The 23,797-nt window shown below is 68.4% G+C and carries 24 protein-coding genes; 16 read left to right on the forward strand and 8 right to left on the reverse strand.

What is annotated here, in order from left to right:
* Positions 1-427 precede the first annotated feature (427 nt).
* Positions 428-2,122: a chromosomal replication initiator protein DnaA gene (gene dnaA / locus QL985_RS01175; RefSeq protein WP_039101583.1), complete on the reverse strand. Its 1,695-nt coding sequence runs from the start codon at positions 2,120-2,122 to the stop codon at positions 428-430.
* 595 nt (positions 2,123-2,717) lie between these two features.
* On the opposite strand from dnaA, the gene rpmH reads away from it, so the two are divergent.
* The 7 genes from rpmH (at position 2,718) to QL985_RS01210 (ending at position 7,128) form a co-directional block, all read left to right on the forward strand.
* A complete protein-coding gene (gene rpmH / locus QL985_RS01180) occupies positions 2,718-2,855 on the forward strand; it encodes a 50S ribosomal protein L34 (RefSeq protein WP_012399425.1) in 138 nt (45 codons plus the stop codon).
* Between the two features lie 25 nt (positions 2,856-2,880).
* Positions 2,881-3,222 (forward strand): ribonuclease P protein component, encoded by a 342-nt coding sequence (gene rnpA / locus QL985_RS01185; protein WP_039101584.1) that lies wholly within the window; start codon positions 2,881-2,883, stop codon positions 3,220-3,222.
* Positions 3,223-3,288: 66 nt separating this feature from the next.
* Positions 3,289-3,723 carry a membrane protein insertion efficiency factor YidD gene (gene yidD / locus QL985_RS01190; RefSeq protein ID WP_224764933.1) on the forward strand — a complete coding sequence of 145 codons (435 nt, stop codon included), beginning with the start codon at positions 3,289-3,291 and terminating at the stop codon, positions 3,721-3,723.
* On the forward strand, positions 3,720-4,703 hold the full coding sequence (gene yidC, locus QL985_RS01195) for a membrane protein insertase YidC (protein ID WP_101888159.1): 984 nt from the start codon (positions 3,720-3,722) through the stop codon (positions 4,701-4,703). Before yidD ends, yidC begins: the two co-directional genes overlap by 4 nt.
* Before the next feature lie 13 nt (positions 4,704-4,716).
* The gene (locus QL985_RS01200) at positions 4,717-5,265 is read left to right on the forward strand and encodes a R3H domain-containing nucleic acid-binding protein (protein ID WP_039101587.1); all 549 of its coding nucleotides are present in this window, start codon (positions 4,717-4,719) and stop codon (positions 5,263-5,265) included.
* Positions 5,262-5,996, forward strand: coding sequence for a 16S rRNA (guanine(527)-N(7))-methyltransferase RsmG (gene rsmG / locus QL985_RS01205; protein ID WP_191871947.1), 735 nt, complete (start codon positions 5,262-5,264; stop codon positions 5,994-5,996). Before QL985_RS01200 ends, rsmG begins: the two co-directional genes overlap by 4 nt.
* A gap of 79 nt (positions 5,997-6,075) precedes the next feature.
* The gene (locus QL985_RS01210) at positions 6,076-7,128 is read left to right on the forward strand and encodes a ParA family protein (RefSeq protein ID WP_290147284.1); all 1,053 of its coding nucleotides are present in this window, start codon (positions 6,076-6,078) and stop codon (positions 7,126-7,128) included.
* Positions 7,129-7,569: 441 nt separating this feature from the next.
* Here QL985_RS01210 and QL985_RS01215 read toward each other — a convergent pair whose 3' ends face one another.
* Positions 7,570-7,713, reverse strand: coding sequence for a hypothetical protein (locus tag QL985_RS01215; protein WP_019310419.1), 144 nt, complete (start codon positions 7,711-7,713; stop codon positions 7,570-7,572).
* A 535-nt stretch (positions 7,714-8,248) separates the two neighbouring features.
* Here QL985_RS01215 and QL985_RS01220 point away from each other — a divergent pair.
* Positions 8,249-9,553 (forward strand): ParB/RepB/Spo0J family partition protein, encoded by a 1,305-nt coding sequence (locus QL985_RS01220; RefSeq protein WP_237708748.1) that lies wholly within the window; start codon positions 8,249-8,251, stop codon positions 9,551-9,553.
* Positions 9,554-9,697: 144 nt separating this feature from the next.
* On the opposite strand, the gene QL985_RS01225 is transcribed toward QL985_RS01220, so the two are convergent.
* The 6 genes from QL985_RS01225 to QL985_RS01250 all read right to left on the reverse strand — a co-directional run bounded on the left by QL985_RS01225 (position 9,698) and on the right by QL985_RS01250 (position 16,977).
* Positions 9,698-11,011 (reverse strand): peptidoglycan-binding protein, encoded by a 1,314-nt coding sequence (locus QL985_RS01225; RefSeq protein WP_019310416.1) that lies wholly within the window; start codon positions 11,009-11,011, stop codon positions 9,698-9,700.
* A 154-nt stretch (positions 11,012-11,165) separates the two neighbouring features.
* Positions 11,166-11,501 carry a thioredoxin gene (gene trxA / locus QL985_RS01230; protein ID WP_259921384.1) on the reverse strand — a complete coding sequence of 112 codons (336 nt, stop codon included), beginning with the start codon at positions 11,499-11,501 and terminating at the stop codon, positions 11,166-11,168.
* 116 nt (positions 11,502-11,617) lie between these two features.
* Positions 11,618-12,601 (reverse strand): thioredoxin-disulfide reductase, encoded by a 984-nt coding sequence (gene trxB / locus QL985_RS01235; protein WP_059281318.1) that lies wholly within the window; start codon positions 12,599-12,601, stop codon positions 11,618-11,620.
* Positions 12,602-12,848: 247 nt separating this feature from the next.
* Entirely contained in the window at positions 12,849-14,690 is a 1,842-nt protein-coding gene (locus QL985_RS01240; RefSeq protein WP_059281290.1) for a hypothetical protein, read from the reverse strand.
* 65 nt (positions 14,691-14,755) lie between these two features.
* Positions 14,756-16,411 (reverse strand): lipid II flippase MurJ, encoded by a 1,656-nt coding sequence (locus QL985_RS01245; RefSeq protein ID WP_019310412.1) that lies wholly within the window; start codon positions 16,409-16,411, stop codon positions 14,756-14,758.
* Positions 16,412-16,476: 65 nt separating this feature from the next.
* Positions 16,477-16,977 carry an NUDIX hydrolase gene (locus QL985_RS01250; RefSeq protein ID WP_029603333.1) on the reverse strand — a complete coding sequence of 167 codons (501 nt, stop codon included), beginning with the start codon at positions 16,975-16,977 and terminating at the stop codon, positions 16,477-16,479.
* Positions 16,978-17,142: 165 nt separating this feature from the next.
* Between QL985_RS01250 and QL985_RS01255 the strand changes: the two genes are divergently transcribed.
* From QL985_RS01255 to rplI, 8 genes are all read left to right on the forward strand, one after another.
* Positions 17,143-18,567: a CCA tRNA nucleotidyltransferase gene (locus tag QL985_RS01255; protein WP_223110091.1), complete on the forward strand. Its 1,425-nt coding sequence runs from the start codon at positions 17,143-17,145 to the stop codon at positions 18,565-18,567.
* 239 nt (positions 18,568-18,806) lie between these two features.
* Positions 18,807-20,066, forward strand: a complete 1,260-nt coding sequence (locus QL985_RS01260) for a glycosyltransferase 87 family protein (protein ID WP_059281288.1) — start codon at positions 18,807-18,809, stop codon at positions 20,064-20,066.
* 15 nt (positions 20,067-20,081) lie between these two features.
* Positions 20,082-21,233, forward strand: coding sequence for a hypothetical protein (locus QL985_RS01265; protein ID WP_019310408.1), 1,152 nt, complete (start codon positions 20,082-20,084; stop codon positions 21,231-21,233).
* A gap of 51 nt (positions 21,234-21,284) precedes the next feature.
* Complete coding sequence (locus tag QL985_RS01270; protein ID WP_039102103.1) at positions 21,285-21,674, forward strand: TM2 domain-containing protein; 390 nt, start codon at positions 21,285-21,287, stop codon at positions 21,672-21,674.
* A gap of 130 nt (positions 21,675-21,804) precedes the next feature.
* Positions 21,805-22,110: a 30S ribosomal protein S6 gene (gene rpsF, locus QL985_RS01275; RefSeq protein ID WP_012399407.1), complete on the forward strand. Its 306-nt coding sequence runs from the start codon at positions 21,805-21,807 to the stop codon at positions 22,108-22,110.
* A gap of 121 nt (positions 22,111-22,231) precedes the next feature.
* Complete coding sequence (locus QL985_RS01280) at positions 22,232-22,858, forward strand: single-stranded DNA-binding protein (protein WP_059281287.1); 627 nt, start codon at positions 22,232-22,234, stop codon at positions 22,856-22,858.
* Between the two features lie 66 nt (positions 22,859-22,924).
* Entirely contained in the window at positions 22,925-23,161 is a 237-nt protein-coding gene (gene rpsR / locus QL985_RS01285; protein ID WP_012399405.1) for a 30S ribosomal protein S18, read from the forward strand.
* 20 nt (positions 23,162-23,181) lie between these two features.
* Positions 23,182-23,631 carry a 50S ribosomal protein L9 gene (rplI, locus tag QL985_RS01290; protein WP_012399404.1) on the forward strand — a complete coding sequence of 150 codons (450 nt, stop codon included), beginning with the start codon at positions 23,182-23,184 and terminating at the stop codon, positions 23,629-23,631.
* The last annotated feature ends 166 nt before the right edge of the window (positions 23,632-23,797 follow it).

Genomic DNA, 23,797 nt, shown 5'->3' on the forward strand with positions numbered 1-23,797 from the left:
TTTTTGTTATTCGGTGGATCTTTCTTTAAGGGTCAGAAGTGTTAATAACCCCTGTGGGTTCTGTGGATAACCGCCTGCATCCCAGCCGTCGAGCGGCTCCACGGTGTTGATGCACTGTGGATCGGCGGCCACCTGCCTGTGACCGCTCGGTGCAGAACTTCCGCGTGATTCCGGGGATTCCACAGCACTGCCCACCGATTCGCAGACGTTCTCCACCGGCCCAGGCTCGTTGTCCACAGATTTTTCCACACCGCCTCGTTCTCGCCCGTGCACAGGCCGTCCACACAGGGCCCTGGAGCTGTGGAACGCGCCTCCAGAAGCGCGGGGTGGAGCGGTCCGTGCCTGTGGACGAATCACAAGAACGGGGCCCCGGACATGGCCAGGGCCCCGTGGAGGATCTCTGCGGTGCGGGTGCTCGCCGCCGGGCTCAGCCCTCGCGCGACTGCTGCTTGATCCGGTTGGTCAGTTCCGTGACCTGGTCGAAGATCTGTCGACGCTCCGCCATGAGGGTGCGGATCTTGCGGTCGGCGTGCATCACGGTGGTGTGGTCACGCCCCCCCAGCTCCTGCCCGATCTTGGGAAGGGACATGTCCGTGAGCTCGCGCAGCAGGTACATGGCGATCTGCCGAGCCGTCACGAGGGTCCGGGTGCGGGACTTGGACTTCAGCTCGTCCAGGGTGATGTTGAAGAACGCCGCAGTCTGGCCCAGGATCGACGCCGCGGTGATCTCCTGCCCGCCGTCGTCCGTGATCAGGTCCTTGAGCACCAGCTCGGCGAGGGGAAGATCCACGGGCTGCTTGTTGAGCGACGCGAACGCGGTCACCCGGATGAGCGCGCCCTCGAGCTCGCGGATGTTCGTGGAGATGTGGGACGCGATGTACTCCATCACGTCGTCCGGGGCATCCATGCCTTCACTGATGGCCTTCTTCCGCAGGATCGCGATGCGCGTCTCAAGCTCCGGCGGCTGCACGTCGGTGATCAGACCCCACTCGAACCGGGACCGCATGCGCTCGGCGAAGCCGGTGAGCTGCTTGGGAGGCATGTCGGAGGTGATGACGATCTGCTTCTCGTGGTTGTGCAGCGCGTTGAAGGTGTGGAAGAACTCCTCCTGCGTGTGCTCCTTGCCCGCGAGGAACTGGATGTCGTCGATCAGCAGGAGGTCCACGTTGCGGTAGATGCCCTTGAAGGACGAACCCTCGTCGTCCCGGATGGAGTTGATGAAGTCGTTGGTGAACTCCTCGGAGTTCACGTACCGCACCCGCATCTTGGGATAGAGCCGCTTGGCGTAGTGGCCAATGGCGTGCAGCAGGTGGGTCTTGCCCAGGCCGGAGTCCCCGTAGATGAACAACGGGTTATATGCCTTGGCGGGGGTCTCCGCGACCGCGAACGCTGCGGCGTGGGCAAAACGGTTGGACTGGCCGATCACGAAGGAGTCGAACACGTACTTGGGGTTCAGCCGGGCGGAGCTGTCCCACTCGGAATCGGCGGGGCTGGTGTCCGAGCCGTTGCCGGTGGTGAGCACCTCCCGCGGCGCGGGGACCGGGGTCTGCTCCCTGCGGGGCGGAAGTCCTCCGAACTCCGCATCCCGACCGGGTGGGGCAACGGACGGCTCTGCGCCGGGACGGGTCGAGAACCGGCTCTCGGGATCCGCCGCCTGTTCCTGGGGGGTGAGGAACGAGCCCGGCGCGCGCTCCGCCTCGATCTCGGTCAGCGAGGGCGCGCTGGGTCCGCGCTGCTGGGTGGAGCTGGACTCGGTGTCCGCCCGGCCACCGTCCGCCGGGGCGCGGTGCGTGCGATCAGCGCCGGCGCGGCGGGTGTCAGCCGGGGGCCGGGACGGGCTCGGCTGCATCTCGAGCTCCGGGTCCACCACGAAGGCCACCAGGGTGTCGGCGCCGAAGACCCTGTGCACGGTGTCGTCCAGGATCTCGGACATGGGTCGGTGCTGGAGGAACTCGCGGGTGACCTCACTGGGAACGGCCACCAGGAGCGTGGAGCCCATCAGCCCACGGGGTTCGCACAGCGCGATGTTGCCGCGTGAGCGCCCGGTCACCCGGGGATTCTCGTTCATGAAGCGGACACACTCTGCCCACTGCTCGGACAGTGTCTGGTTGTCCTGCTGCATGAGCGACTCCTGACGTGTTGGACCGGGAACGGCCCAGTTTTCCACAGAGTTGTTCACAGCGGTGGATAAACCTCGTGGGGGGTGGCCGTGGGGTTCAGCCTAGATCAGGTGTCACGGCACTTCATAGCCCGAATCCGCGGGCAGGTGGAACTACAGACGTGTAGTTCGCGCCTGGGGATAACCTGCCGCGCCACGGCGCGGACCGGCCGTTTTCCACATGCCCTGGGGACCGTGGATGCACAGCTGTGGAAGTGCTGTCCGCCGCGCGTGCGACCCCTTCGGGAGAGCGGGGTGCGGGTCTGCGGGCCGGGTGGCCACCGGCAGGGCAGCTCCGGGTCGGGCCCTTCGTGGCGGTAACGGCGCGGTGCCCGCTGGCCGGCGGCGGGAGCTCTGGTCGGCGACGGCCTCGGACCCGGGGGCGGGCGGCGTCGAGCCCGGTATTTGACCCGGCTGGCCCCATTGACTACTGTGGATAGGTCTTGTGCGTGCAGCATCGCGATCTCTGCATGCCCGCACGCCCCCAGAAACCTACCGCGTGCGCCCCCTGCGACTTCTCGCAGTCGGCTCACCGTAGTCCAACCTCATGGAGTGACTAATGCCCAAGCGGACTTTCCAGCCGAACAACCGCCGCCGCGCCCGCAAGCACGGCTTCCGTGCTCGCATGCGCACCCGCGCCGGCCGCGCCATCATCGGTGCCCGCCGCAGCAAGGGTCGCGCCAGCCTCTCGGCCTGAGCCCCCGCGTCTCGAGGTTCGCGTCATGCTGCCCACTCGGCACCGGATGCGGACCTCGGCGCAGTTCACGACCACCGTACGTTCCGGTGCCCGCAGCGGTCGCCGGAACGTCGTCGTATCCGTGCGCATGCACACGGGTGAACCGTCCCGCGTGGGGTTCGTGGTCTCCAAGGCCGTGGGCAACGCGGTGACGCGCAACAAGGTCAAGCGCCGGCTGCGCGAGCTCAGCGCGAGCAGCGTGCGGGACCAGCCCCACGGCATGGACGTGGTGGTGCGGGCCCTGCCCCCCGCTGCGGCCGCGGACTGGGACGAACTGGGCAGCGACTACCGGGCCGCATTCACGGCCGCGGTGCGGCGGGCACGATGACGCTCACAGCTGGTCCCGGGCACCATGCCGTAACGTGCCCCGTGGACGATCGAGAAGGAGGCGCACGTGACACCACGGGTGACTCCTGAGCAGCTGCTGGCACGCGCCCCGCACGAGTTCAACACCTCGGGTGGTGTGCTCGGCGCGGTCAAGCAGGCTCCGCAGAACCTTCTGATCGCCCTGCTCAAGCTCTACAGGACCATCGTCTCCCCGCTCTACGGGGACGTGTGCCGCTACTTCCCCTCTTGCTCCGCCTACGCGCTCGAAGCCGTCACCGTGCACGGTGCTGTGCGCGGACTGGGGCTGAGTGTTATGCGGCTGCTGCGCTGCCACCCCTGGGCCGCCGGGGGGATCGACAGGATCCCGGGGGGTGGCCGGGAGTTCCCGACCCTCGCCACGACCCCCAGAATCGTTCTGCTCAACCACCCGAACCTCGTGCGTGAGTACACGCACGACTGTCAGGCCCGCCACCATGCGGCTCAAGGAGCCAACGCTCGATGAACTTCTTCGACCTGATTCTCTTGCCCTTCAAATGGATCGTGTCCGCAGTCCTGTGGGTGTTTCACGAGCTGTTCACCCTGATCGGTGCCGATCCCACGTCCGGTCTCACCTGGGTGCTGTGCATCGTGGGTCTCACCCTGGTGATGCGGACGCTGACCATCCCGCTGTTCCTCAAGCAGATCAAGTCCATGCGCGGCATGCAGGAGCTGCAGCCGGAGATGGCCAAGCTGCAGGCCAAGTACAAGGGCAAGAAGGACCAGCTCTCCCGCCAGGCCATGGCGGAGGAGCAGATGGCCCTGTACAAGAAGCACGGCTCCAACCCGTTCGCGGCGTGCCTGCCCGTGATCGTGCAGATGCCCATCTTCTTCGCCCTGTTCCAGGTGCTGCGCTCGGTCCCCCAGGCGGCCGCCAACAACGAGGCGATCCACCTCCTCACGCCGGAGATGGTCCACCAGTTCAACGAGTCCACCATCTTCGGCGCCCCGCTGTTCTCCACACTGATGCAGCCGGGTGACGGCAACCACACCGCCACGGTCATCCTGGCGATCGTGATGATCGTGGCCATGAGCGCCACCCAGTTCATCACGCAGAAGCAGCTGACTGCCCGCAACATGAGCGACACTGCCAAGGCCTCGCCCATGTACCGCCAGCAGCAGATGATGCTCTACCTGTTCCCCATCATCTTCGCGGTGGGCGGCATCAACTTCCCCCTGGGCGTGCTCGTCTACTGGACCGTCTCCAACCTGTGGTCCATGGGCCAGCAGTGGTGGGTCATCCGCAACAACCCCACCAAGGGTTCCCAGGCGGAGCGCGAGCTCAACGAGCGGCGCGCCGCCAAGGGTCTGCCCCCCGTGGGCATGACCAAGAAGGAGCACGAGGAGAAGGTCGAGGAGCAGCGGGTGCGTGCGGCTGCCGGCCAGCGCAACCAGCCCGTGTCCAAGAAGCGTCAGAAGCAGCAGACCAAGAAGAACAACGGCTGAGAGGTCTCCCGCCATGAACGAGACGGACAACGCCCAGGACACGGCTCTGGAGGAGACCGTGGCACCGGAGTCGCAGGTGGACACTGCCCCGCTCTCCCCGCTGGAGGAGGAGGGCGAGATCGCCGCGGACTACATCGAGGAGCTCCTCGACACCGCGGACATCGACGGTGACATCGACATCGAGGTGCGCGACGGCCGCACCTACGTCTCCGTCGTGGCCGAGGACGACGACGCCGATCTGCGGGCTCTCGTGGGCCAGGACGGTGAGATCGTGGAGGCTCTTCAGGAGCTCGCCCGCCTGTCGGTCCTCAGTGCCACGCAGCGGCGCAGCCGCCTGATTCTCGACGTGGCGGGTCACCGGGACGAACGCGCGGCCGAGCTTCGTTCCCTGGCCGACGACGCCGTGGCCAGGGTCCGCGCGGACGGCGAGAGCGTGCACCTGCCGCCCCTGTCCCCGTACGAGCGCAAGATCGTGCACGACGCCGTGGCGGAGGCCGGGCTGGTCTCCGAGTCCGAGGGCGACGGCGCTGGGCGCCACATCGTGATCTCGGCCGGCGTATGAGCGCCCAGGAGTCCAACGGACGGCCCGCGGGGCCGTCGGCCGGAGGGGCAGGCGGTTCCGGCCAGGAACCCGCTCACCGGGCCGCACCGGAGCCCCAGCCGGCTCCACCACTCGGGGACCTGGAACCTGCGGCGCGGGCCATCTTCGGCCCCCGGCTGGACCTTGCGCGGCGCTACACGGAGCACCTGGCCTCATCCGGGATCGTACGCGGTCTCATCGGGCCCCGGGAAGCCCCGCGCCTGTGGGAGCGGCACGTTCTCAACTGCGCCGTGGTGCAGGAGCTCATCCCCGCTGACTCGCGCGTGGTGGACGTGGGGTCGGGGGCGGGTCTGCCGGGTCTGTGCCTGGCCATCGCCCGCCCGGATCTGCAGATCACCCTGGTGGAACCGCTGGAACGGCGCGTGGTGTGGCTCGAGGAGGTCGTCTCCGACCTCGAGCTGGACAACGTCCGGGTGCTGCGGGCCCGCGCGGAGCAGGCCAAGCAGGATGTCGGCACCGTGGACGTGGTCACGGCGCGCGCCGTGTCAGCTCTGGTCGGTCTCGTGGACATCACCCTCCCCCTGCTGAAGGGCCGGGGTGAGCTGCTCGCCCTCAAGGGCCGGTCGGCGGAGGACGAGCTCACGAAGGCGTCCAAGAAGTTGGGGCGCTTCGGTGTCAGGGAGTCGGAGGTTCTGACCGTGGGCGAGGACCTGCTGGCCGAACCCACCACGGTGGTGCGCCTGGTGCTCTGACCTGCCTCTGGCACCAGGGTGCGGGGACGGATGCGGATAAGCTACGAGGAGCACGCATCAGCCATGAAAGGGACTGTCGATGACCACCCCGGAGCACGACCCGCAGGCCGTGAAACGCGGACACGATTTCGGGTTGCCGCCCGATCCCGCTAATCAGTCCAAAAAGGTTGTCCCGGATCGCGGCAAGCATGTTTCACGTGAAACAGACGCTCACGCCGGTCTTGCAGCACAGGATGCGGTGGCTGATACCGCTCTGGGGAGGAAACTCGTGGAAGAGAACAAGCGTCGCGCCAAGCTCAAGAACGTCCACTTGGAGCATCCGAAGAACACTCGCTTCATCACCATCAGCAACCAGAAGGGCGGCGTGGGCAAGACCAGCACGTCCGTGAACCTGGCGGTGGCGCTGGCCCAGCAGGGTCAGCACGTGCTGGTGGTCGACAACGACCCCCAGGGCAATGCCTCCACTGCCCTCGGCATTCCCCACGGAGCGGATGCGGACTCGGTGTACGACATCCTCATCGACGAGGTGCCCGTGGCGGACGTGGTCAAGGAGTCTCCCGAGATGGAGAACCTGTGGGTACTCCCCGCCACGATCGACCTCGCGGGCGCGGAGATCGAGCTGGTGTCCGTGGTGGCTCGCGAGCAGCGTCTGCAACGAGCTCTCGCGGAGTACGCGGAGTCACGCGAGCAGAACGGTTTGCCGCGGCTGGACTACGTGTTCATCGACTGCCCCCCGAGCCTGGGTCTGCTGACCATCAACGCGTTCGTGGCGGCCACGGAGGTGCTGATCCCCATCCAGTGCGAGTACTACGCCCTGGAGGGACTGAGCCAGCTCCTCAACAACATCAAGATGATCCAGAAGCACCTCAACCCCCAGCTCACGGTTTCCTCCATTCTGCTGACCATGTACGACGGCAGGACCAACCTGGCGTCGCAGGTGGCAGACGAAGTGCGTCAGCACTTCCCGGACGAGGTCATGGAGACAATGATCCCGCGATCTGTGCGGATCTCGGAAGCACCCAGCTACCAGCAGAGTGTCATCACCTACGACCCGAGCTCCACAGGCGCGCTCTCCTATCTTGAAGCGGCGGCTGAACTGGCCACGCGGGAGCCTGGCACTTCCCGGGAATGATGCCTCACGTGAGTCGGCGCCACTGACTGGTTCACATGAGGTGGCGGCCGAGCATGCAGGGCAGCTAAGACCGCCGGCCAGGGCGCGGATGATCTCACCGGCGGATGCGGCCCACGACGGGATGCCCCGATGTTTCACGTGAAACATCGGGGCATCGTGCTATTCGCAGTGGGGGTGCCGAGCGACTCCCTGATTGACTCGGGACGCCCCAGGACATGTCGGGGAATGCTTCCGACAACGCGAGGGGCGAACCCCACCACGACTACGATGGGCAGCACATCATCGGTGAAAGGACATGAACGTGGTCGAACGACGTCGGGGTCTTGGGCGAGGTCTTGGTGCCCTCATCCCCAGTGGAGAACCGGAGACTCAACGCAAAGCTGCGGGGAGCCAGAACGAGGCCACCGATGAGCCCAGTAAGCCGGAAAGCGGTCAACGACGTCAGCGAACCGGCTCGGTCGGCGGCGCAGAGGCATCCAAGACATCCGGGAACTCGAAGAACGCGGCCTCGACCGGCAAGGCGCCAACAACCGGAACGGCAGGCAAGGGCGCGCCTTCATCGAAGCGAACGACGACAAGCGACAAGGCGACCTCTCATTCTTCCGGGACTGACGCGGTTAAGAAGGCCGGGTCTGGAGCCAAGAAGTCCACGAAGGCCACGGCAGTGGAGGCGCGCAGTGCTGCGGGGGCCGAGGAGATGGACAAGAACACGAGGACGACGGCCGGCAAGGCGTCCTCGGACGGCGCAAAGACCGTGGGGGCCAGGAAGTCCTCCAATGGTGGTGCCGGTGCCGGTGCCGGTTCCGGCGCCGCAGCCGTCGGCACGGGGAGCGAGCGGAAGAATGCGGTCAGCTCCGAAGGGCCAGGCGCACATGCTGATGTCGAGCAATCCGCCACGCCCAGGGCACGCGCGGCGTCAACCACGCAGGACTCCGCGAGGCATGAGAGCTCAGTCCGAAAGGACAGCGATCGGGACTTCGATGTTTCACGTGAAACATCCAGTGCAGGCGCGTCCCGGCCGGGCGGTCGTTCCAAGGATTCGACAGGTCGAGCAGCTCAACGCCGTCGTGACATGGGGCAGGCACTGCGAAGCACAACGAATGTGAGCCGGCCCGTGGACATGTTCTTTCTGCCGTCCGATCCAGATTCCTTCTCCGATGCCCCTTCCAGCCCTGTGGGCACGTCGCGGGTGACGCCGGACGGTGACGGGGACACGCTACAAGCAACGCGCCCCGAAGGCGCGTCGCATGTCTCGGAGACATCCACGCCGGATTCCGGGCGCAATTCCTCCCTGGCGCACGGGCCCACCGCGTCTCCTGCGGACGATCAGAAAACGCGTAGCGATCTGGCTTCAAAGCAGGTCAGTTCCACCGGGGCGAGCGATGTTTCACGTGAAACATCCGCGACCAAGGGCTCTGACCCCACGGGGTCACAGAACATGGGAGAAGATCTCACGGTGGACGGCGCGCGGACTCGAGACGAAGACACGTCCGTGCCGGTCGAGAGCTCTCCGGAGACTGCGCCCGATTCAAGCGCAGGTGTGCCCACGGATGGTGCAGGCATCACCGAATTAAAGGGTGACGGCGGCGACCTGCGAGCCGTTCCGGGTGCTACCTTCGCCGAGTTGGCGGTAACGGACATCCACCCCAACCGCAAGCAGCCACGGCAGGTGTTCGACGAGGACGAGCTGGCGGAGCTCGCCTTCTCGGTGAAGGAACTTGGCGTTCTCCAGCCCATCGTCGTGCGACCCAGCCGCGACGGTGGCCCGGAAGCCTATGAGCTGGTCATGGGTGAGCGCCGTTGGCGGGCGGTTCAGGCTGCCGGGATGAGCACCATCCCCGCGATCGTCCGGGAAACGGCGGACAACGACCTGCTCCGTGATGCACTGCTGGAGAACCTGCACCGCGCCCAGCTGAATCCCCTGGAGGAGGCGGCCGCGTACCAGCAGCTGATGGAAGAGTTCGGTGCCACTCAGGAGCAGCTGTCGGAGCGCATCGGGCGGTCCCGCCCGCAGATCTCCAACACGCTGCGACTGCTGCGTCTTCCTGCGCTGGTGCAGCGACGTGTGGCCGCCGGTGTACTGAGTTCCGGTCACGCTCGCGCTCTGCTGGCGTTGACGGATCCCGCGGAGATGGAACGTCTGGCTCAGCGCATTGTGGCGGAAGGTCTGTCCGTGCGGGCGACGGAGGAAGCGGTGGCGCTCTCCGACGGCCTCAAGCGCCAGTCCACCAGGCGCAAGGCGCCGAGCACCCGACACGACGACCGTCTGGGCTACATCGCTGATGCCTTCTCGGACAAGCTCGACACCAGCGTGAAAATTCAGCTGGGCGCTCGTAAGGGCAAAATGACCATCGAGTTCGCGTCGGTGGAGGACCTGAACCGCATCATCGACGTGCTGGACCCCAAGCTCGATTCGGAGAACTGACCGCCAGAAGGACCCTCGGGGCATTCCGAGGACACAGAAGGCCCCGATGTTTCACGTGAAACATCGGGGCCTTCTATGTCCGCAAGCTTTACCGGCAGCGCACGCACCCCGGGCAGAGAGGGGCACAGACGCAGGGCACATCGCTCAGACCGAGGGGTCGCTGTGCACCTCAGTACGGGGGTTCACCCGGTAGTAGGCTTCGATGTCCGCGAGGCTCATGGTGCCCGTGGCGGTCGGCTCCGGCGCGGGAGCCGTGACGCGCTGGAGCCCGCACAGCAGTGATTCGGCCAGACGAGACCGGTAGGACTCGGTGCGCAGCTGCTCCCGCTCCACGGGGCTGGAGAGATAGCCCAGGTCCACCCAGGCGGTGGCTGCCCCTGCGCTGCGCAGCGTGCTCCACTGCCGGGCGTGGCTGCCCAGGTCCAGGGCTCCGGTTCGAGCCACCAGTTCCCGGAGGATCATGTCCGAGGCCTTGTGGCCGATGGGTGCGTAGGACTGTCCGGTGGCGGGGTCGCCCCAGTAGAACGTGGCGACGCCCTGAGCATGTGGGGAGCGGTTCCAGTCGCACTGCAAGCACAGCACCACAGCCTGGGGGTGCGCTGCCAGGGCCTCCTGCTGCGTCCGGACGCTCACACGACCGTCCGCCGCGCGGTTCCCTGAGCTCGGTCCCGGGGAGGAAGAAGTGCTCTCGGACTCTTGGTCCCATGGTGTGACGGCAGGAGCGTGCTCCGTGCGTGGGTGCTTTGGCTCTTCCTGGGGCGAGGAGCCCCCGCAGGAGGAGGGATCCACCAGCACGGGCACGGCCCCCACGTTGCGCAGCAGGTCGTAGGCGCGGACCGCCACGTCCATCGTGATCTCGTCCTGGGCCGTGGTGAACTCGGGGGGTGCGGCATCGGGTGCTGTGGCTGAGCTCGCGGCGGAAGGGACCAGAACGACCTCCCGTCCGCGGAGCGCCTCGTGCAGCGACTCCAGCCGCCGGTGGTCGCGCAGGGAGAAGGCCTTGGCGGTGGTGATCTTCTTGCTCACGCGGGCCAGTCCCGTGAGCGTCTCCCGGTCCACGACGCCGTCGACCTCGGTCCCGAGGCTGCTCTGCAGCTCCTTGACCGCGTACTCGGTCTGGCGCGTGAACGTCCCGTCCAGGTGTCCGTAGTAGAAACCCAACAGGGAGAGGTTGGTTTGCAGCTCTTCGACGTCGTCACCGTGCAGCGGCCGGTCCTCCTGCAGGAACAGCGGCCGGTCTCCCAGGGAGTACTGCGCATCGTTGAGCGCCGCCTCGGTGTCCGGCCCCACCACACCGTCCACGATGAGCCCCTTGCGCTGTTGGAAACCCCTCACCGCCCGGTCCACGTGACCGTCGAAGACCGAGGGATCGCGGGCGGCGTCGGGCGCCAGCTCGGTGTCCTGCGCGCCGGCGCGCAGCAGCCTTTCCCTGAGCCCCAGGACCCGTCGGTCGGACACGCCGTGGCGAAGCGGTGCTCCTGCGGTGGGTTGCGGCACGTGGGCCTCCCTGCTGTTGGTCGTCCCGCTCGTGCGGGCTTCTGGTCTGGGGTGAATGATGTCAGAGAAAACCCGGGTCAGCGCACCGTCGGTGCGCTGACCCGGGCGGGTGGTCTCACGCGGAGGGGGTGAGGTACTCCCCGAACTCCTTCTCCAGCGCGGATTTGGGCTTGGCGCCCACGGAGGTCTTGGCCACCTCGCCGTCGGCGAAGAGGTACACCGCGGGGATGGAGGTGATGCCGTACTGGGAGGCGATTGCGGGGTTGTCGTCCACGTTGACCTTGACCACGTCCACCTGCTCGGCGTACTCGGCGGCCAGGGCGTCCAGGACGGGGCCGAGCTGGCGGCAGGGGCCGCACCACTCCGCCCAGAAGTCCACGATGGTGGGCTTGGAGTTCTCGAGGACCTCGGTCTGGAAGGTGGCGTCGGTGACGTCCTTGGCTGAGCTCATGTCTGGTTCCTTTCGTCGGTGTCGCCCGGACGGTTCTGTCCGGAGGGGTCCGCGGGGACGGGTCCGGGCGGAGGAGTGGGGTCAGCGACCAGGGGGTGCACACGGCCCCCGCCGGCTCAGCTGTCCAGCGCCGCCAGGTAGTGCTCCACGTCCACGGCGGCCACGCAGCCCGAGCCCGCGGCCGTGATGGCCTGGCGGTAGGTGGGGTCCACCACGTCGCCCGCGGCGAAGACACCGGGCAGCGAGGTGGTGGAGGAGCGGCCGTCCACGGCGATCGTGCTGTCCACCGTGAGCTCCAGCTGGTCCCGCACGAGGTCCACGCGCGGGTCCGAGCCGATGGCCACGAACAGCCCGGTGACCGCGAGTTCCGAGGCCTCACCGGTGACCGTGTCCTCCAGGGCGAGGGACTCCACCTTGTCCGCACCGTTGATGCCCGTGACCCTGGTGTTCCACAGGATCTCGATCTTGGGGTCGTCGAACGCGCGCTGCTTCATGATGTCCGAGGCACGGAACTCGTCCCGGCGGTGGATCAGCGTGACCTTGTCCGCGAACTTGGTGAGGAAGGTGGCCTCCTCGATCGCGGAGTCACCACCGCCCACCACGGCGATGTTCTGCCCCTTGAAGAAGAAGCCGTCGCACGTGGCGCACCAGGAGACACCGTGTCCGGACAGCCGCTCCTCGTCCTCGAGCCCCAGCTTGCGGTAGGCGGAGCCCGTGGAGATGATCACGGCGCGCGCCCGCAGGACCGTGCCGTCCTCGATGGTCACGGTCTTGACCTCACCGTCCAGCTCCACCGAGACGACGTCCTCGAAGCGGATGTCCGCGCCGAAGCGTTCCGCCTGCTGCTGCATGCTGTCCATGAGCTCGGGGCCCATGATGCCGTCCACGAACCCGGGGTAGTTCTCCACCTCGGTGGTGTTCATGAGTTCGCCGCCGGCGGTCACGGAGCCCGCCAGCACCACGGGCTTGAGGTTGGCCCGTGCCGTGTAGATCGCGGCGGTGTACCCCGCGGGGCCGGAGCCCACGATGACGACGTCGTGGACGGCGTCGTCACCCGGGGCCGCGGCCGGGGCGGTGGACGGCTGGGCGGCGCCGCCCACGCCGATGTTCACGGCGCTGGAGAAGATGCCGGGCTGGTTGCTCACTGCTTCGAAGCCTTTCCCTGGGTCACCGCGTTCGCGGAGGTCGACTACACGTCAGAACGTGGGGAGCACGCTCAGATATTCCACCCTGTGGGGCGTCCTGGGCTGGTCGCGCCGCACGGGGGACGACGACGCCGCACCGCGGGTTCCCGGGGCCTGGACAGCCCCGTGGGCCCACCGTGGGGACCACCCGGACCCCGTGGGGTCAGCGGACGTCCACCTCTCCGATCCGCAGACCGAAGGGGTATCCGCCAATGGGGTTGCTCAGCTGGGGCAGCTCGGTCCACTGGACCAGCACGTACTGGTGGGGCGTGCTGCGGGCGGCGTCCGCGAGCGGAACGGTGACCTCGGGGCCGGTGAAGGAGCCCTTGCCCACCTCCTGGGCGCCCTCGAGAGAGGGCTGGTCCGAGACGTAGACGGTGAACTGGCCACCGGAGCCGTCCGCCTGCTGGATGGTCAGCTCCTGGGCCGTTGCGGGTTCCTTCAGCTGCACCGCGAGACCCACGCTGTCCGCAAGGTTGCCGAACTGCGCGCTGGAGAACCCGTAGCTGAGCCAGTAGGTGGCGGGATCGCCGTCCGTGGCCTGGTTCAGGGTGGCGTCCGTGTCCGCCATGAAGTTCGGATCGGAGGTCAGCCGGGAGGCGGAGGCCACGTCCGGCGCCGCCGCGGCGCTGGGTGCGGCCGTCGCGGCGGGAGAGCCGCTGGGATCCGCCGGAGCCGCGGTCTGCTCCGGTGCTCCCTCACTGGTGAACTGGCTCGTCAGGGTTCCGAGTCCCCGGAACCCCAGGACAATGGCGGCAATCAGCACAATGGCCAGCAGGAGCAGCAGGAGCCAGCGCAACGGCCCCTTGCGGGAGTCCTCCGCGGTGGAGCCGTCGGTGCCCGGTGCGCCCCCGGCGCCCGTGCCCGTGGCGGCCGCACCGACCGTGGCCGTGCTGGTGGGTGAAGACGCGGTGTCCGAGCCTGCAGGGTCCGGCTCCGGATCAAGCCCCTGCCCGCTCCGCTGATCCGCAGCACCCGCCTCCGCGGCTCCTCCGAGGGCGGCGTCTGCCCCCGCAGCTCCTCCGAGAGTGGCCCCGACACCAGCGGTGCCCGCGACGGCAGCTCCCGCACCGGCGGTCTCACCGGTGCTCTCATCGGCCGTTCCCGCGGTGGTCCGCCCCGTGGCCCGCCCCGCGGTCCTCTCGTCGGTCCGCGCGGTGGAACCTGCGGTGGCTCCCTCGGCGCGGTCCCGGGATGCGGCGGCCGGAGCGGCGTCGTCGAGGGGTCCGGGCGCGTCAGGGGACCCGGCGGCGTCGCCGGACGGGACGGCGCGTGAGCCGCCGTGGCGCTCGTCCAGGCGGTCCGGCTTGCCCTCGGTGCGCTCGAAGCTCTCGTAGCGGTTGTCGCCGTCGTACGTGGGGTCGATGGCGCCGGCGGCCACCGTGGCACCACCGGAGCCGCCGCGGGAGGCCGCGCGGTCGAACATGGTGGAGCGCACGGCACCCGGGCGGACCTTGCGCGCGAGGCCGAGCCTGTTGCGCACGGACGGTGCGGGCGGCGCCGAGGAGTAGTCGTCGTAGTCCGAGGCGCTCCAGCGCGTGACGGCGGGCTCCTCGTCCTGGGGCTCCCCCGTGCGGGGTGCGACGCTGCGCTGCGGCTGGGTGGGATCCGGCTCCTCGTAGATGTAGGACGCGGAGGACGCGGTGCGCGCATCCCCGAAGATGTCGTCGGAGAGGGAGTAGTCGTCCGAGTGCTGGTCCGCGAACAGCAGCGCGTCCAGCAGGTCCGTGGCGGGTGCGTAGGACGTGACCAGGTAGGTGGCGTCCTCGGTCTGGCCCATGTCCAGGACCTGGAAGCCGCTGTGCCCGGAGCCGGCCGCGAGGGAACGGGCGTTCTCCACCACGGTGGACTCGTGCGCGGGCGCGGGAACCAGGATGGACACCCGACGGCGCAGGATCTGGTCCTCGCCCTGGAGCACGTGGTCGTGGTCGGCGGTGCTCAGCAGCGACGCGCTGACCTTGTAGCGGCCGCCCAGGACGGTTCCGAGCGCGATGGGCTGGGACACGGTGGCTCCCTCTGATTCGGGCGCCGCGGCGGTCGCACGGACGCGAGAACGAACTTTCCGGCAGTCTACCGGCCGAGCTTGGCCTTCAGCGGGGCCACGAGGGACGCGAACTCCTGCACCCGGAAGACCTTCAGGGCCACCGCGTAGCCCACGGCCATGGCGATGCCTCCGACCGCGATGGTGACCAGCGCCGTGACCTGCCGGTGCCACGGGAAGCCGTCCGTGCTGTAGCCGCCCATGAGCCACAGGGCCGCCACGCCGACGAGCCCCGCAACGAGGGAGGCCGCCAAGATCCGGGCGTGCGAGCCCACGATGCGGGACAGGCCGTAGTCGCCGATCCGCCGCTTGAGCGCGTAGTGGTAGATGACCGTGGCCAGGATGTTCTGCAGGGCGTAGCACCCGGCCACGGCGAACACCATCTGCTCGGGCGGGACGGAGTGGGCGATGACCACGGCGCCGACCACCGTGAACACGGACACCGCGAGCTGCACCATGAACGGCGTGCGGGCGTCCTCCTGGGCGTAGAACGCGCGGCCCAGCATGAACGCCGTGGACATGAACGGTGCGCCGATCGCGATCACGGTGATGACCTGTCCGATCACGGCGCCCGCCGCGGGGACACCGCCGGAGAACAGCATGCCCAGCGGTCCGGCGTAGACGATCAGGGCCACCATGCAGAACACCGTGGCCACGCCCGTGACGCGCAGGCTCGAGGAGAGGGAGGACACCAGGGACTCGCGGTCGTGCTCCGCGGCGGCGGCCGCCATCCGGTTGAACAGCACGGTGGCGATGGACAGCCCGATCACCCCGTGGGGCAGGGCGTAGAGCATCGTGGCCTGGTCCAGCACGGCCGTGCCCGCGATCGGGGCGGGACCGCCCGGGCCGGCGGGAACGTCGGAGCGCGCTCCGGTGGGAATGGCCGCCGTGCGGTACAGGGCCATGAAGGCGAGGTTGGCGATCACGCCGGTGGCCAGGGTCCAGCCGCCCAGCCGACCCGCGGCGGACAGCCCGATCCCGCGCCACCCGAAGCGCGGGCGGATGCGCAGACCCAGGCGGGCGAGCGGCCAGAACAGGATGAAGGCCTGGGCGGCCACGCCCACCGTGGACATTCCCACGAGCCAGAACGTCTGCGCCGACGTCCAGTTCTCCAGCGTGTGCGGGGTGGTGCGGAACGGGCCGAACAGGTAGATGAACACCAGCAGCGAGGCGATCGCGATGACGTTGTTCAGCACGGGCGCCCACATGTAGGCCCCGAACGCGCCCTTGGCGTTGAGCACCTGGCCCACCACGGTGTAGAGCCCGTAGAAGAAGATCTGGGGGAACGTGATCACCGCGAACATGGTGCCCATGGCCAGCTGCTCCTGGGACCAGCCGGGGCCCATGAGCCGCATGATGGGCCCCACGCACAGCAGCACGGCGGCGGTGATCACCAGCAGGGCGATCACGGCGAGCGTCAGCAGCCGCGAGATGTAGTCAGCGCCCTCGTCCTCGGACTTGGACGCCTTGATGATCTGCGGCACCAAAACCGCGTTGAACACGCCGCCGGCGATCAGCACGTAGATCAGGTTGGGCAGGGTGTTGGCCAGCTGGAACACGTCCGCCATGGTGGCGGCGGAGCCGATGGCCACCGTGATCAGGAAGGTCTTGACGAAACCCAGGATCCGGGACACCAGGGTCCCGGAGGCCATGATGGCGCTGGCGCGCGCCCCGGAGCTCTGCATGGAACAAGGCCTCCTGCACGAAGGGTGGGACCGTCCGCGGCGCGGCACGGGTCGAACGGGACACCTTACAACTGGTGGATGATGTATTCCCGGGCGATGTCGGCAATGCGCCGCTCGTTGGGGAAGGACAGCTTGCGCCCGAGGTCGTCGATGCCCGCCCACGCCACGTCCACGGCCTCGTGGTCGGGATCGTTCTCGGTGGTCAGAAATCCGCCGGTGGCCTCCAGCAGGAAGTGGTGGACGGTCTTGTGCACACGGTGCCCGGAGACGGTGAACCAGTAGTCGATGCTGCCCAGCGGGGAGAGCACCCGGCCCCTGATCCCGGTTTCCTCCTCGATCTCCCGCACGGCGGCTTCCTGGTTGGTCTCCTCACCCTCGGGATGCCCCTTGGGGAGGCACCACTCCAGGCGCCCACCGCGGTTGATGCGAGCGATGATGGCCACCGGATGCGTGGGGTCGGACAGGTTGACCACGATCCCACCGGCCGAGACCTCTTCCACCGTGGGCAGCGCGGAGACCGGTTGGTTCGGTCGCCTCTTGGGCGCGCTGGGTACGGGGAAAGCCATGCCGTCTACCTTAGCCACAATCACCTGGCACTCCCTGACGGCCGCCGGAGGCCCCCGCCGCAGCCCCGGCAGGGCAGTCGAGGAGCCGTGGCGCGACCCCGCCCCGGTTCGGTGGCGGCGGCCGGCGAGGCCGCTCGGGGCCGTGATGCGATAATGGCTCGCATCATGACGCAGCTGCTGGACACCTCCTCCCTCCATCCCGTCTCCCTCGAACTGGGTCGGCTCTTCGCCGCCTCCGGGCACGACCTGTCCCTCGTGGGCGGTCCCGTCCGCGATCTGCTCCTGGGGCGGGAGGCCCTGGACCTGGACTTCACCACGGACGCGGATCCCGATCAGACCCTGGCCGTCATCCGTGACTGGGCGGACGCCCACTGGGAGATCGGACGGGACTTCGGGACCATCGGGATGCGCAAGGCGGGCATGCAGCTGGAGATCACCACCTACCGTGCTGAGGCCTACGACCCCGACTCGCGCAAGCCCACCGTGGCGTTCGGGGACGACCTCACGGAGGATCTGCGCCGCCGTGACTTCACGGTCAACGCCATGGCGCTGCGGCTGTCGGACATGGAGCTCGTGGATCCCTTCGGGGGCATCAAGGACCTGCACGCGGGTGTCCTGCGCACCCCCGGAACCCCGGAGGACTCCTTCACGGACGATCCCCTCCGCATGATGCGCGCCGCCCGCTTCACGTCCCAGCTGGGTCTGACGGTGGCGGAACCGGTGCGGGAAGCCATGACCGCCATGGCCCAGCGGATCGAGATCGTCTCCGCGGAGCGCGTGCGCGAGGAGCTGGTCAAGCTGATCTGCGGCGCCCACCCGCGGCGCGGCGTGGAACTCATGGTGGACACCGGTCTCGCGCAGATCGTGCTGCCCGAGGTGCCGGCGCTGCAGCTCGAGACGGACGAGGCCCACCACCACAAGGACGTCTACCAGCATTCCCTCACGGTCATGGAACAGGCCGCAGAGAAGGAGACGGACCCGGCGGGCCCCGTTCCCGCCCCGGACTTCGCGCTGCGCTTCGCCGCGCTGATGCACGACGTGGGCAAGCCCGCCACCCGGCGCTTTGAGCCGTCCGGGGCGGTCAGCTTCCGCCACCACGAGGTGGTGGGCGCCAAGCTCACACGCAAGCGGATGAAGGCGCTGCGCTTCGACAACGAGACGATCAAACGGGTCACCCGCCTGGTGGAACTGCATATGCGTTTCTACGGATATGGGGAGGCGGACTGGACCGACTCCGCGGTGCGCCGCTACGTGCGGGACGCGGGGAGCGAGCTCGAGCGGCTGCACCGGCTGACCCGCTCGGACGTGACCACCCGGAACCGGCGCAAGGCCGCCCGGCTGGCCGGGCACTACGACGAGCTCGAGCGGCGCATCGCGCAGCTGGCGGAGCAGGAGCAGCTCGACGCCGTGCGCCCCGAGCTGGACGGGCAGCAGATCATGGAGATCCTGGGCATCCCGCCGGGACCCCAGGTGGGGCGGGCCTACAAGTACCTCCTGGAGCTGCGCCTGGACGAGGGGGCGCTCGGGGAGGACGAGGCGCGGGAGCGGCTGCTGCGGTGGGCCCGTGAGAAGGGCATCGGGGGCTCCTGAGCTGAGCGGCGGCGTCGTGCCGAGGGGCGGGGCACTGCGCCACCCCGGTGTGGTCCGGCGCTGGGGCCGCGCCACAGGCCCGGTGCCGCGCGCCGTTCCACGGACTCGGTGCCGTGCGCCGCTCCACCGGGCAGGTGTCGCCCGGCACTGCGCGCCGCAGAGTGACATGACGCCCGAGAACGCGCACCCGCGTGGAACACTGGTGATCGATTTCCCACCCACGTCCTAGGAGACCCCGCATGAGCCTCGAAGGTGCGCGCAACAGGTCCGGAGCAAGTGCCGGCCTGATGCTGCTGGGCGTGGGGCTGTACACGGTGATGATGGCCTACCTCATCCGCATCCCGTGCCACGTGCCGGAGTGGAACGTCGCGGAGCAGGTCCCGCAGCTGTGCGCCACCGTGATCGACGCGGGCGATCTGGGGGTGCACTCCTCGGACGTGGCCGGAGGTTTCTTCACGGGCGGCCCCACGGGGGACCAGCCCGTGCTGGTGGGCATGATCACCACGATCATCGGGTGGTTCGCCTCCAACCTGTCCTCCCTGATGGGCCTGGACGTGGGGCAGGGCTTCTACCTGGACCTCTCGGTGGTGCTGCTGGCCCTGGTGTGGCTGGCGATCGTGGCCGTGGTGTCGTCGTTGAGCGGCAACCGCAGCACGGATGCGCTGGTCATGGCGCTGTCCCCCGTGGTGGTGCTGGTGGGCTTCCAGTCCTGGGACCTGTGGGCCGTGCTCTTCATGATGCTGGCCGTCCTGGGGTACGTGCGCGGCAACCCCGCTGTGGCCGGGATCATGGTGGGTTTCGGCGCGTCCGTGGCCTTCTTCCCGGTGGTGGTGCTGCTGGCCATCCTGATCATGGCCGCCCGGCACCGGTTCCTGAAGGACATCGTCTCCGCGCTGCTGTGGGCCGTGTTCGCGTGGGCGGTGATCAACGGCACGTACATGCTCACGGCTTGGGACCGGTGGCTCGCGCAGTTCAACGAGATGGTCCGCTCCGACACGGGCAGCTCCTCCCTGTGGAACGTGTGGGGCTCCACCGTGGAGCCTCGCACCGGAGTCTCCCTGGGCGCCGGGGACGGTGGCCAGTTCGTCCTGCTGAGCATGGTGCTGGCCCTGGTGTTCGTCCTGCTCGTGGCACTGCTGAGCAAGCGTGAACCCTCCGTGGTGCAGGTGACGTTCCTGCTGCTGGCGCTCTACATCCTGCTGGCCAAGGAGTACTCCCTGACCTACGTGCTGTGGCTCGTGCCGCTCGTGATCCTGTGCCGGCGCAACTGGGTGGAGTTCGCGCTGTGGCAGGTGGTGGAGACCCTCTACTGGGCCACCGTGGTGCTTCCCAGCTCGGCGTGGCCCACCCTGCCCTGGGTGCAGGAGTTCGGGTGGAGCGCCCAGGACCTGCTGGCCGTGGTGCGCTACGCGTTCCTCGTGTACCTGGTGGTGGCCGTGGTGGTGGACATGTTCCGGGGCCGCAAGGCGGCGGCCCTGGGCGCCTCCGCCGTGCAGTAGCCCGCCGCGGAACCCATGAGCAGACACGAACCCGAGGCCCTCGAGAACCTGGCGCTGCCCACCCTGCGCGCCCTGGCCGTGCCGCTCGTGGTGGTCCTCGCCCTCGTGGTCGGCATCGTCACGGTGTGGACCTCCGCCGCGAACTGGTTCCTGGTGGCTCGGGACCCGGAGTCCCCCGTGGACACCTACCTGAGCCACCTGGAGGGCGGCAGCTCCCGGCAGGTCATGGCGCCGCTGCTGACCACGGAGGACGACGGGCTCGACCAGGTGCTCACCAACCCCGCGTACCGAGCCGCGGGCAACCGCCCGCAGCGCCACGAGTTCGTGGGCACCCGGGTCACCGGGGACACGGCGGTGGTCACTGTGGACGTGGGCCTGGGGGACGGCTCCGTGGTCCGGCGCGCCTACACCGTGCACCTCGTGACGGCGTGGGGGCCGTTCAACGACGCCTGGCAGCTGCGCGAGCGCGAGCACGCGCCCGTGACCGTCCGCCTGCCCGCCGCCGTGGACGCGCTGGCCGTCAACGGGCAGAAGGTCCGCCCCGAGGGCACCGCGATCGGGTCGGACCCGGACGCCCCTCCTGGCGGTCCCGCCCGCACCTGGCGCTTCGAGGGCCTCCCCGGTCAGTACGACGTCGCCCTGCCGCAGGACTCGTACCTGCTGGCCGGGAAGCATGCCGTCACGGAGATATCTCTTGCGGATCCGCGTCCGGCCGAGGCGGGCATGACCTACGAGGCCTCGCCACGCATGTGGGAGGAGGTAGAGCGCGAGGTGCAGAACACCCTCAGCATGTGCGGCAGCGTGGTGCGTTTCGACGCGGCCACCTGTCCCGTGCCCCGGAAGGCCGAGCGGGCGCCGTCGTCCGGGGGTGGCGCACCGACCGGGACGAGCGGTCTGGCGGACGGGGTCTCCAACGTGCGCTGGCAGCTCACCTCGCGTCCCGCGCTGCTGCTGGAGCCCGACGCGCGGGATCCCCTCACCTTCCACGCGGTGCCCTTCCGGCAGGCGCAGGCCCGGGTCACGTGGCTGCAGAACGGGCGGCAGATGGTGGAGACGGTGTCCTTCGAGATCGAGGTGACGGCCCGCACCACCGGGGAGCACCTGGACACCGACGTCCGGTTGCGCTCCCCGCTGACCCACGCCCAGGCGGGCCCTCGGCCCTCCTAGACTGGAGACAGCCGAGACACCGCAGTGCAGCACGAGGACAGGGGAGCCACCATGGCCGAGGAACCGGAGTACTACCGCGCGCAGCCCATGCCGCCGCGGGGCGGGGCCGGTCCGGGCTCGCCGTACGGCAACACCGCCGGCGCCTCCTGGGGAGGCCCTACGGTCAACGTGAACGTGGTGGGTGGCAAGTCCACGCTGCTCGCGTACGTGCTGTGGTTCTTCCTGGGCCAGTTCGGGATCCACAAGTTCTACCTGGCCCAACCGTTCCAGGGCCTGATCTACCTCACCCTCGGGGTGGCGGGGTGGGCCACCGTGGGCATCATCATCGGATGGTTCCTGCTGATTCCCCTGTGGCTGCTGCTGCTCGTGGACATCTTCGTGATCCCGGTGCGGGTGGGCACTCTCAACGCCCGGCTGGCCCGGCGCGTCAGTGGCTACTGAGGCTCCGCTGTAGTAAAGTGGGCAAGTCTGTGTGCCGTGCGCCGTTTCTCGTGCCGGCACCGACAACGCACAGAACCTCCTGCTGCGGAAGGACCGCAGCCGCTCAGCCCGAAGGAGGTGGGTTCTTTACATGCGTGAATACGAACTGATGGTCATCCTCAACCCCGAGGTGGAGGAGCGTGCCGTCGAGCCGACCCTCAAGAAGTTCCTCGAGGTCGTCACCAAGGAGAACGGCACCGTCGACAAGCTCGACATCTGGGGCCGTCGTCGCCTGGCCTACGAGATCCAGAAGAAGTCCGAGGGGATCTACGCCGTGGTGAACTTCACCGCCGAGCCGCAGACCGCCAAGGAGCTGGACCGTGTCCTGAGCCTGAACGAGGCCGTGATGCGCACCAAGATCATCCGCCCGGAAGAGCAGAAGATACACGGCAAGTGAGCTGACGTGCGGTTCACCCGGACTGCACACCGCACTCTCCCCGGCAGCCCTCACGGGCTCCATGAGATGCTTGTCAACCCACTGAGTCTCGCATCCAGCGTCCACACATCCGGAGGTTCACATGGCTGGCGACACCGTCATCACAGTGATCGGAAATCTGACCGCAGACCCCGAACTTCGCTTCACGCCGTCCGGAGCCGCCGTGGCCAACTTCACCGTTGCGTCCACCCCGCGCGCCTTCGACCGGCAGAGCAACGAGTGGAAAGACCAGGAAACTCTTTTCATGCGCTGCTCGGTGTGGCGTGAGGCAGCCGAGAACGTGGCGGAGTCCCTCACCAAGGGCACCCGCGTGATCGTCCAGGGCCGCCTCAAGGCACGCTCGTACGAGACCAAGGAAGGGGAGCGCCGCACCAGCACCGAGCTGGAAGTGGACGAGATCGGCCCCTCCATGAAGTACGCGACCGCCAAGATCAACCGGAACTCGCGCGGCGGAGGAAACTCCTACGGCGGGAACCAGGGCTTCGGTGGCGGTCAGGGCGGCTTCGGAGGAAACCAGGGCGGCGGCCAGGGAGGGTTCAACGACTCCCAGGGCGGCGGCGGTGGTTTCAACCAGGGCGGCGGGTTCAACGGGAACCAGGGCGGCCGTGGCGGCCAGCAGCGACCGCAGCAGGGCGGTGACCCCTGGGGTCAGTCCTCCGGCGGGAACTACGACTGGGGCGCCGACTCCGAGGACGAGCCCCCCTTCTAAACATCAACAATCCACCCCATCCCGCAGGTTCGCCTGCGGGCTCCGCACCAGAAAAGGAGCACCACGATGGCCAAGGCTGAAATTCGCAAGCCGAAACCAAAGCAGAACCCGCTCAAGGCGGCTGACGTCACCGAGATCGACTACAAGGACGTCGCACTGCTGCGCAAGTTCATCTCCGATCGCGGAAAGATCCGCGCTCGCCGCGTGACCGGCGTGTCCGTCCAGGAGCAGCGCAAGATCGCCCAGGCGATCAAGAACGCTCGTGAAGTGGCACTGCTGCCCTACTCCGGCGCCGGCCGCTGATCAGAGAGGACTGAGAACTCATGGCAAAGATCATCCTGACCCAGGAAGTCTCCGGGCTCGGTTCCGCTGGCGACGTGGTGGACGTGAAGAACGGCTACGCCCGTAACTTCCTGTTCCCCCGCGGCTTCGCCACCCCGTGGAGCCGTGGCGCCGAGAAGCAGATCGAGTCGATCAAGCAGGCTCGTGCGGCACGTGAGCTGTCCTCCCTCGAGGACGCGCAGGCTCTCGCCGCCAAGCTGACCTCCACCACCCTGACCGTTCCGGTCACGGCCGGTGCCGAGGGCCGCCTGTTCGGCACGGTCCGCGCCGGCGACATCGCCTCCGCTGTGGAGAACGCCGGTCTCGGTTCCATCGACAAGCGTCGCGTGGACCTGACCCAGCGCATCAAGACCACCGGCGTGTACCAGGCCGTGGTCCACCTGCACGAGGACGTCAACGCGAACGTGGAGTTCGAGGTCGTCCCCGCCTGATCCCCGTGGTCCCGCCGCAGCACCCCGGTGCTCGGCGAGCCCGTCCGCATCCGTCAAGGGGCGCGGACGGGTGGACCCCGGTGGATCCGCGCAGGATCCGTGAGAACCCCGTGGAATGCCCTCCACGGGGTTCTTCCATGCCCGGAGGCATCCAGCCTCTCCGGAG

The organism is Kocuria sp. APC 4018 (assembly GCF_030407675.1).
Taxonomy (GTDB): Bacteria; Actinomycetota; Actinomycetes; order Actinomycetales; family Micrococcaceae; genus Kocuria; species Kocuria rhizophila.

Excerpts from the sequence above, each read along its gene's own strand:
- QL985_RS01270 (WP_039102103.1), top strand. The coding sequence starts at position 21,285 with ATGGCCGAGGAACCGGAGTACTACCGCGCGCAGCCCATGCCGCCGCGG.
- QL985_RS01220 (WP_237708748.1), top strand. The coding sequence starts at position 8,249 with ATGTTCTTTCTGCCGTCCGATCCAGATTCCTTCTCCGATGCCCCTTCC.
- QL985_RS01280 (WP_059281287.1), top strand. The coding sequence starts at position 22,232 with ATGGCTGGCGACACCGTCATCACAGTGATCGGAAATCTGACCGCAGAC.
- QL985_RS01250 (WP_029603333.1), bottom strand. The coding sequence starts at position 16,977 with ATGGCTTTCCCCGTACCCAGCGCGCCCAAGAGGCGACCGAACCAACCG.
- QL985_RS01260 (WP_059281288.1), top strand. The coding sequence starts at position 18,807 with ATGAGCCTCGAAGGTGCGCGCAACAGGTCCGGAGCAAGTGCCGGCCTG.
- rpsR (WP_012399405.1), top strand. The coding sequence starts at position 22,925 with ATGGCCAAGGCTGAAATTCGCAAGCCGAAACCAAAGCAGAACCCGCTC.
- yidC (WP_101888159.1), top strand. The coding sequence starts at position 3,720 with ATGAACTTCTTCGACCTGATTCTCTTGCCCTTCAAATGGATCGTGTCC.
- QL985_RS01245 (WP_019310412.1), bottom strand. The coding sequence starts at position 16,411 with ATGCAGAGCTCCGGGGCGCGCGCCAGCGCCATCATGGCCTCCGGGACC.
- QL985_RS01200 (WP_039101587.1), top strand. The coding sequence starts at position 4,717 with ATGAACGAGACGGACAACGCCCAGGACACGGCTCTGGAGGAGACCGTG.
- rsmG (WP_191871947.1), top strand. The coding sequence starts at position 5,262 with ATGAGCGCCCAGGAGTCCAACGGACGGCCCGCGGGGCCGTCGGCCGGA.
- rpsF (WP_012399407.1), top strand. The coding sequence starts at position 21,805 with ATGCGTGAATACGAACTGATGGTCATCCTCAACCCCGAGGTGGAGGAG.
- QL985_RS01210 (WP_290147284.1), top strand. The coding sequence starts at position 6,076 with ATGACCACCCCGGAGCACGACCCGCAGGCCGTGAAACGCGGACACGAT.
- QL985_RS01265 (WP_019310408.1), top strand. The coding sequence starts at position 20,082 with ATGAGCAGACACGAACCCGAGGCCCTCGAGAACCTGGCGCTGCCCACC.
- QL985_RS01255 (WP_223110091.1), top strand. The coding sequence starts at position 17,143 with ATGACGCAGCTGCTGGACACCTCCTCCCTCCATCCCGTCTCCCTCGAA.
- dnaA (WP_039101583.1), bottom strand. The coding sequence starts at position 2,122 with ATGCAGCAGGACAACCAGACACTGTCCGAGCAGTGGGCAGAGTGTGTC.
- trxA (WP_259921384.1), bottom strand. The coding sequence starts at position 11,501 with ATGAGCTCAGCCAAGGACGTCACCGACGCCACCTTCCAGACCGAGGTC.
- rpmH (WP_012399425.1), top strand. The coding sequence starts at position 2,718 with ATGCCCAAGCGGACTTTCCAGCCGAACAACCGCCGCCGCGCCCGCAAG.
- rplI (WP_012399404.1), top strand. The coding sequence starts at position 23,182 with ATGGCAAAGATCATCCTGACCCAGGAAGTCTCCGGGCTCGGTTCCGCT.
- rnpA (WP_039101584.1), top strand. The coding sequence starts at position 2,881 with ATGCTGCCCACTCGGCACCGGATGCGGACCTCGGCGCAGTTCACGACC.